Consider the following 5,114-nt stretch of genomic DNA (forward strand, 5'->3'; position numbering starts at 1 on the left):
AGATCGCCTGGTCGGTGCCGTCGTCCCGCCACAGGGCAAAGTAGTAGTAGGTCGCGGACTTCGGCGGCAGGTCGTGCGGCAGGTACGCCCACTGACAACCCGTCCGGTTCTGGTAGAAGATCGCGTTCACGATCTCCCGTAGGTCGTAGTCGCCCTGATGGCCCGAGACCGAGACCCGCCTGGCCCTCCACGCCCACAGGAACGGCCCGATCAGCGCCCACTGCGCGTCGGTGACATCACTGGGGTACGGCTTCCGATCACCCATGACCGGGCTAACGCCGCCGTGACCCGAAGGTCACGACCCCGATTCACATTCCACGGCATCGAGGGGCGGCTATCAACGGCGGACCCGATCAAAGACCCCCAACCGAACGCACAGCACAGATCAACTCAAAGATCCTCGAACCGCCCTCTGAGAGCCACCAAGATTCTGCTGGCCCGCACCGACGGTGAGACCGTCAGCCTCAGCGCCGTCGGAGCTGGCCGTTCCCGTCGCATCAGTCTCGCTATCTGGGAATGGACGAGCGAACTCCTGCGGAGGGACGCCGGCAGCCACGCCGCCTCGGACGAACAGCAGATCGTGCTCGCCTACGACGAGCCCGACACACACCTTGACTACATACAACAACGTCGGGTGATGGCGCTGATCCGAGAACAGTGCGCGATCCCCGGGGTGTCGATGGTCATCGCAACCCACTCGATGAACCTTATTGATGGCGCTGCCATCGAAGACATCGTTCACCTACGACTGGACGGGAAACGCACCCGGGCGAATCTGCTGCTGTCCGACCTCGACGACCATGCGAACGGCCAGTTCCTCTCGGACATCGCCACAGCCCTGGGACTCCGCAACACCGTCCTGCTGCATGAACGGTGCTTCGTCGGCGTTGAAGGTGCCACCGAGCAGCAGTCCTTCCCGCTCTTCTTCCGTCTGTGCACCGGGCGGCCGGTACATGCGGCGGGAGTCGTGATAGTCGGCTGCCACAACAACGAAGGCGCCCTGAAGTTCATCGGATACCTCGCCCGCTCGCAGCGGCAGGTAATGCTTGTTGTCGACGCCGACAGTCGAAAGACGAACAAGATGTTCAGCGACGCGAACCTGGCGAAAGAGGGCATCGACATCCTAAGTCAGACCCGCTTCATCGGCACCCCGGACAAGGAACTGGAGTTCATTTTCACCAACGAACAGTGGTGCGCGGTGGCGAACACGGTGTGGCCTCGCAACGACACCCGGAGCTGGGAACCCAACGACGTGGACGCGCTGCGATCCGGCAAGTTCAGCTCAGCCTTGCTGAACCTGCTCCGGGAAGGAAGTAACAGCGGGCCATCTTCCAAAGCGGAGATGATGTACGAGATGGCGCGGAGCCTCAAGACCGCTGCCGAAGTTCCCTCAGAGCTGCGCGATGCATTTCTTCAGCTGGAGAAGCTAGCCACTCTGGATACGTGAGGCACGGCGGCTCAGCATCCGTGCCCGCCGCTGCGCGAGCGTCGGAGCTTCCCATGTGTGCCATCTCTTGGACGGTGTCCAACGCTGACCGTGTTCACGTTCGGGGATGCCGCACCAACGGCAAGAGTTGGGTTCCGGCGCCTCAGGGTGGCGTACGCGGTGCTCAATGGCCGTCACGTCGTCACCTCCCTCCTCCGACATCTCTACGATCGCACAGGGGTACGACGGTTTCTGCCGGCCGACCGGCAAAGTTGCTGGTCAGAGTCTCCTCTGTCGGCGTGTTCATACTCTGCTGAACCAGATTATTGGCTGGAAATGTGACGAGCGGCCTAAACGGTCAAATCTTCAGCAACCAAGGCAAGCTAGGCGGCACCCGGGAAGGGTTAGTTGTCGTTCGACGCCGCCCCGGTCCTGCTGGTGCCGACCGGCCGCAAACGGAACAGGAACGCACGAGGAACCGGGCTACTGTGCGGCGGTGATGTCGACACGGCGCTTCGCGGGTGGGAGGACGCTGAAGTAGGAACTGAGTCCAGGTATCCACATGGACGACGGAAGCCTCGTCACGGATGGCCATCCCCTGTATGGCGGGTCCCTACCCCGACCCAAGCGCCAAAGCCCTCACCTGGGGGACGCCTCTCTTCGCCCGTCAGCTGAATCGCGGCGCGCGTCGAAAACAGCCGATGCTGCCCGTGCAATGGCATCGTCCCCCACCAGGGACGGGTGCCGCTCCGCCAAGTCCTACCCGACCGACCTGCCGAAACTCAGTCATCGTGGTCACGTGCGTCGACGTCCGAGTCCATCTCACCTACCTCGACACTGTCTCCGCCGACACCGGTCCCAAACGACGCTGGCGCAACTGCCATACCGGGGCGACTCCCTGCACGCTCGGCTTCCTCGGCGCACCCGGAGGCACGGAACGCAAACGGCCCTGGTAGAGCCCTTCCCTTGGCAAGCGTTGCAATCAGCGGAGGAATCTCGATCGGCTCCAGCGAAGGCAGCGCGGCCATCTGTGCCCGTATCTCCTCATCCACCTGCCGGTATGCCTCGAGATAGCTGAGGAAGGTCGAGCCGTCCTGGTCGCGTGCCTGCGGGATGTAGAGGCGCATCAGATCTTGGTAGCCAGCGTGAAAGCCGAGCCCGCTGGTAATGGCGGGCAGCATCGACGGGCCCGTGGGGACGCTCAGGTAGATGACAGTGATGCCAGTGCTGCTAAATTCCCTGACGCCCTGCGGACCGGATACCACGATCCCGAGCGTCAGCAGGTCTGGATCGGCACCACTAGGGACCTGCTGGCCGCCGAACTGGTCCAAGGCCTTTTCCAAGCTTGGCACCAGCTCAGCGAACGAGAGTGGGACGAGGGCTCCCTTTTGCCGGGAAACAGGCAATAGATCCGACTCGAAGAGAGCCTGCAACCTTCCCCGGCCGACCGGCGACTCATAGTCGCTCGCCGCCCACAGCTCAGCGACTCGGGTGCGCAGTGCCTGCAACTCGCTTGCCCGGGCTGGCCCAAGCACCAGCATCCCGTGCTGCGACCAATGGCGTCCAGCGAACGAGTCCCGGTACATCTTGACGGCTGCGGTGAGAACGAACATGTCCAAAGCTTCTCGCAGGCCCCGATCGCCGCCTTCCGCAGTGCGGATGTGAGCTGGCCCGAGCCCGCCGGGGCGGGCAGCCGCAGCGTTGATTTCGGGCAATCCAAAGTAGCCCTCCGGGCGAGGAAGCGACACAACGAAGTCCCAGGGGAAAAGCGCGGCAGCGTCTGGGTCGAGGAAGGCGGACGCCAACGGTGTGGTAGCAAATCCGACGTGCTGGGCGCGGGGCAGGATGGCCAACAGTTCCGCCAGCGCCGACCCGAGCGCGTCCCGTTTGGAGGTCAATGTGGAATCGACGGCCGCGTCGATGATGAGCGCCGGGATCTCGTCCAGGGGGGTAGGCACCTTTCGCAGGTCGTTGACTAGTCGCCTGATGGTCATCAGGTTTTTCTTAACGACTATGAGGCGGGTCGCCGCGCGGCCCAGGTTCCTGCCGTCGTTGAACGGCGCGTCGGGCACGGTCTTCTCGAACTGAAGGCCCTCGAGGCCGGCGGCCAGAATCTTGTAGTCAAAGTCTGTGCCGGTGAGGCGATGGATTTCGTCCGTGCCGGACGGTGCCGGAAGGCCCTCGTCCAGCCGGGCCTGGAGTTGTGTGCGGATCGAGTTGAGCGGAGCACTGAGTACAACAACTAGCCGGTATCCGGCGTCGATCGCCTTCGCGACGACAGCCGTCATGTCCGAAGTCATGCCAGCCTGTGGATAGCCAAGGACCATGCCCCTGCGCTGGATGGGACGACCGGCTCGGGGATCGGACAGTTTGCTGACGACGGCGTCGGAGACCTCATCAAGACGGGCGACCTGTGAGGGCGTCCAGCCCCTGTGAGCTAGCAGCATCTGCCGGAAGGTGCCCCAGTGGGGCATGCGGACCTGCGTCGCCGATTCGAACCAGTTCGTCGGTTCGGGACCAGCGACCGAGCTGGCACGGTCTGTCGCGCTGCTGTCAGGCAGAACGCGCTCAAGCGTCAGCTCTGAAATCTTGCTGTGGGCCTGCGCCAACAGGAGCTTCGTTTCGCTGAGCTCTGTCTGCGCCTGCTGCAGCTGCTCGATCAGCTGACTCCAGCTCTGCACGTAGACCTCATCGATACGGCTCGACGGTGAGCGCAGGGAATCCAGAACCTGTCCGGTTTGCAGGAGACTCCGTCGAGCTTGGTCCCGTTCTTTCCTGGCGAGATCCCGCTCGTGCTGCGCGGCGCGCGCCTCAGCCCTAGCCTCACGGATCTTTCGCTTCAACTGCTTGGTATGTCCCCAGGTGCCCGGCTGCGCGTCCTGCGCCTTGCGATGAAGCCTCCAGAGCCGCTGTGGGTCCGGCCTGGTCCCGCTGTTCGGACTCTGGCTCACTTCGTAGATCAGGTCGGCTAAGAACTCATCGGGCGGAAGGTTCTGGCCGTTGAGGTATCGGGTGACCGAGCTGGGCGTCAGCCCTTGCTTCCGCGCGTACGCCCGAACCGACGCTTTGAGGAGCCCGAACCAGAGCCGAAGCTCCACGACAAGCTCTCGCCTGGTGGCAGAGATGTCCGTTGAAACCGCCCGCAAACTGCTATGACCGCCGCGCACTCATTAGTGATACCGGTGAGCCAGCCAGGTGCGCATCTGTTGCGCATGGTTTTGCAACGCGTTGCACTCGACGCAGCACCGGGTCCTTCGACCATCCTGGAGCAGCCCAGTCATTCACGACCTGAAGGATCTGCTGGATGCCCCTGAACGACAGACCATCGCCCGTCTCCACGCCGAGCCGCCCGGCCCGGGGCCATCCCTTCCATCGGCTGATCGGTCGCACCGTTGCGCTGGGCCTGGTCAAGGGGATGGCCACGGCGGTGGGCGGCGCCGTCGTGTCGTCGATCGCCTGGTGGCTCGGACACCGATGAAGGCGCCCCGGCGAAGACCGCCGATCACCTGACTGGCAGATAGCTGGACCTGCGTACCTCTGCTGGCAGACGTGGGCCTCTTCGGCGCAGCCGAAGAGGTCACCGCGCAGCACCTCGGCAATGTCTCACTGCAGGGATCCGAGCGGGCCCCAACGTCGCCGTTAGAGCCCACTCCAGCCCGCTCACGCAAGCGGATGGCACTCACTCGTC

4 protein-coding genes are annotated in these 5,114 nt (G+C 63.8%); 2 read left to right on the top strand and 2 right to left on the bottom strand.

Features of this window, described 5'->3' with window-relative positions; genetic code table 11:
• Positions 1-265: transposase (locus tag LPU61_RS31380; RefSeq protein ID WP_229406977.1), on the bottom strand; the 265-nt coding region annotated here is incomplete at its 3' end.
• 315 nt (positions 266-580) lie between these two features.
• Here LPU61_RS31380 and LPU61_RS31385 point away from each other — a divergent pair.
• Entirely contained in the window at positions 581-1,447 is an 867-nt protein-coding gene (locus LPU61_RS31385; protein ID WP_229406978.1) for an ATP-dependent endonuclease, read from the top strand.
• Positions 1,448-2,208: 761 nt separating this feature from the next.
• On the opposite strand, the gene LPU61_RS31390 is transcribed toward LPU61_RS31385, so the two are convergent.
• Positions 2,209-4,524: a hypothetical protein gene (locus LPU61_RS31390; RefSeq protein WP_229406979.1), complete on the bottom strand. Its 2,316-nt coding sequence runs from the start codon at positions 4,522-4,524 to the stop codon at positions 2,209-2,211.
• A gap of 206 nt (positions 4,525-4,730) precedes the next feature.
• Here LPU61_RS31390 and LPU61_RS31395 point away from each other — a divergent pair, with 206 nt between their 5' ends.
• Positions 4,731-4,904, top strand: a complete 174-nt coding sequence (locus LPU61_RS31395) for a hypothetical protein (protein ID WP_229406980.1) — start codon at positions 4,731-4,733, stop codon at positions 4,902-4,904.
• Positions 4,905-5,114: the final 210 nt, after the last annotated feature.

It is taken from the genome of Micromonospora sp. NBRC 110038 (assembly GCF_020884815.1).
GTDB classification, from domain to species: Bacteria; Actinomycetota; Actinomycetes; order Mycobacteriales; family Micromonosporaceae; genus Micromonospora; species Micromonospora haikouensis.

What these genes read in the sequence shown, in the direction of transcription:
- LPU61_RS31395 (WP_229406980.1), top strand. Translation starts at nt 4,731, where the DNA reads ATGCCCCTGAACGACAGACCATCGCCCGTCTCCACGCCGAGCCGCCCG.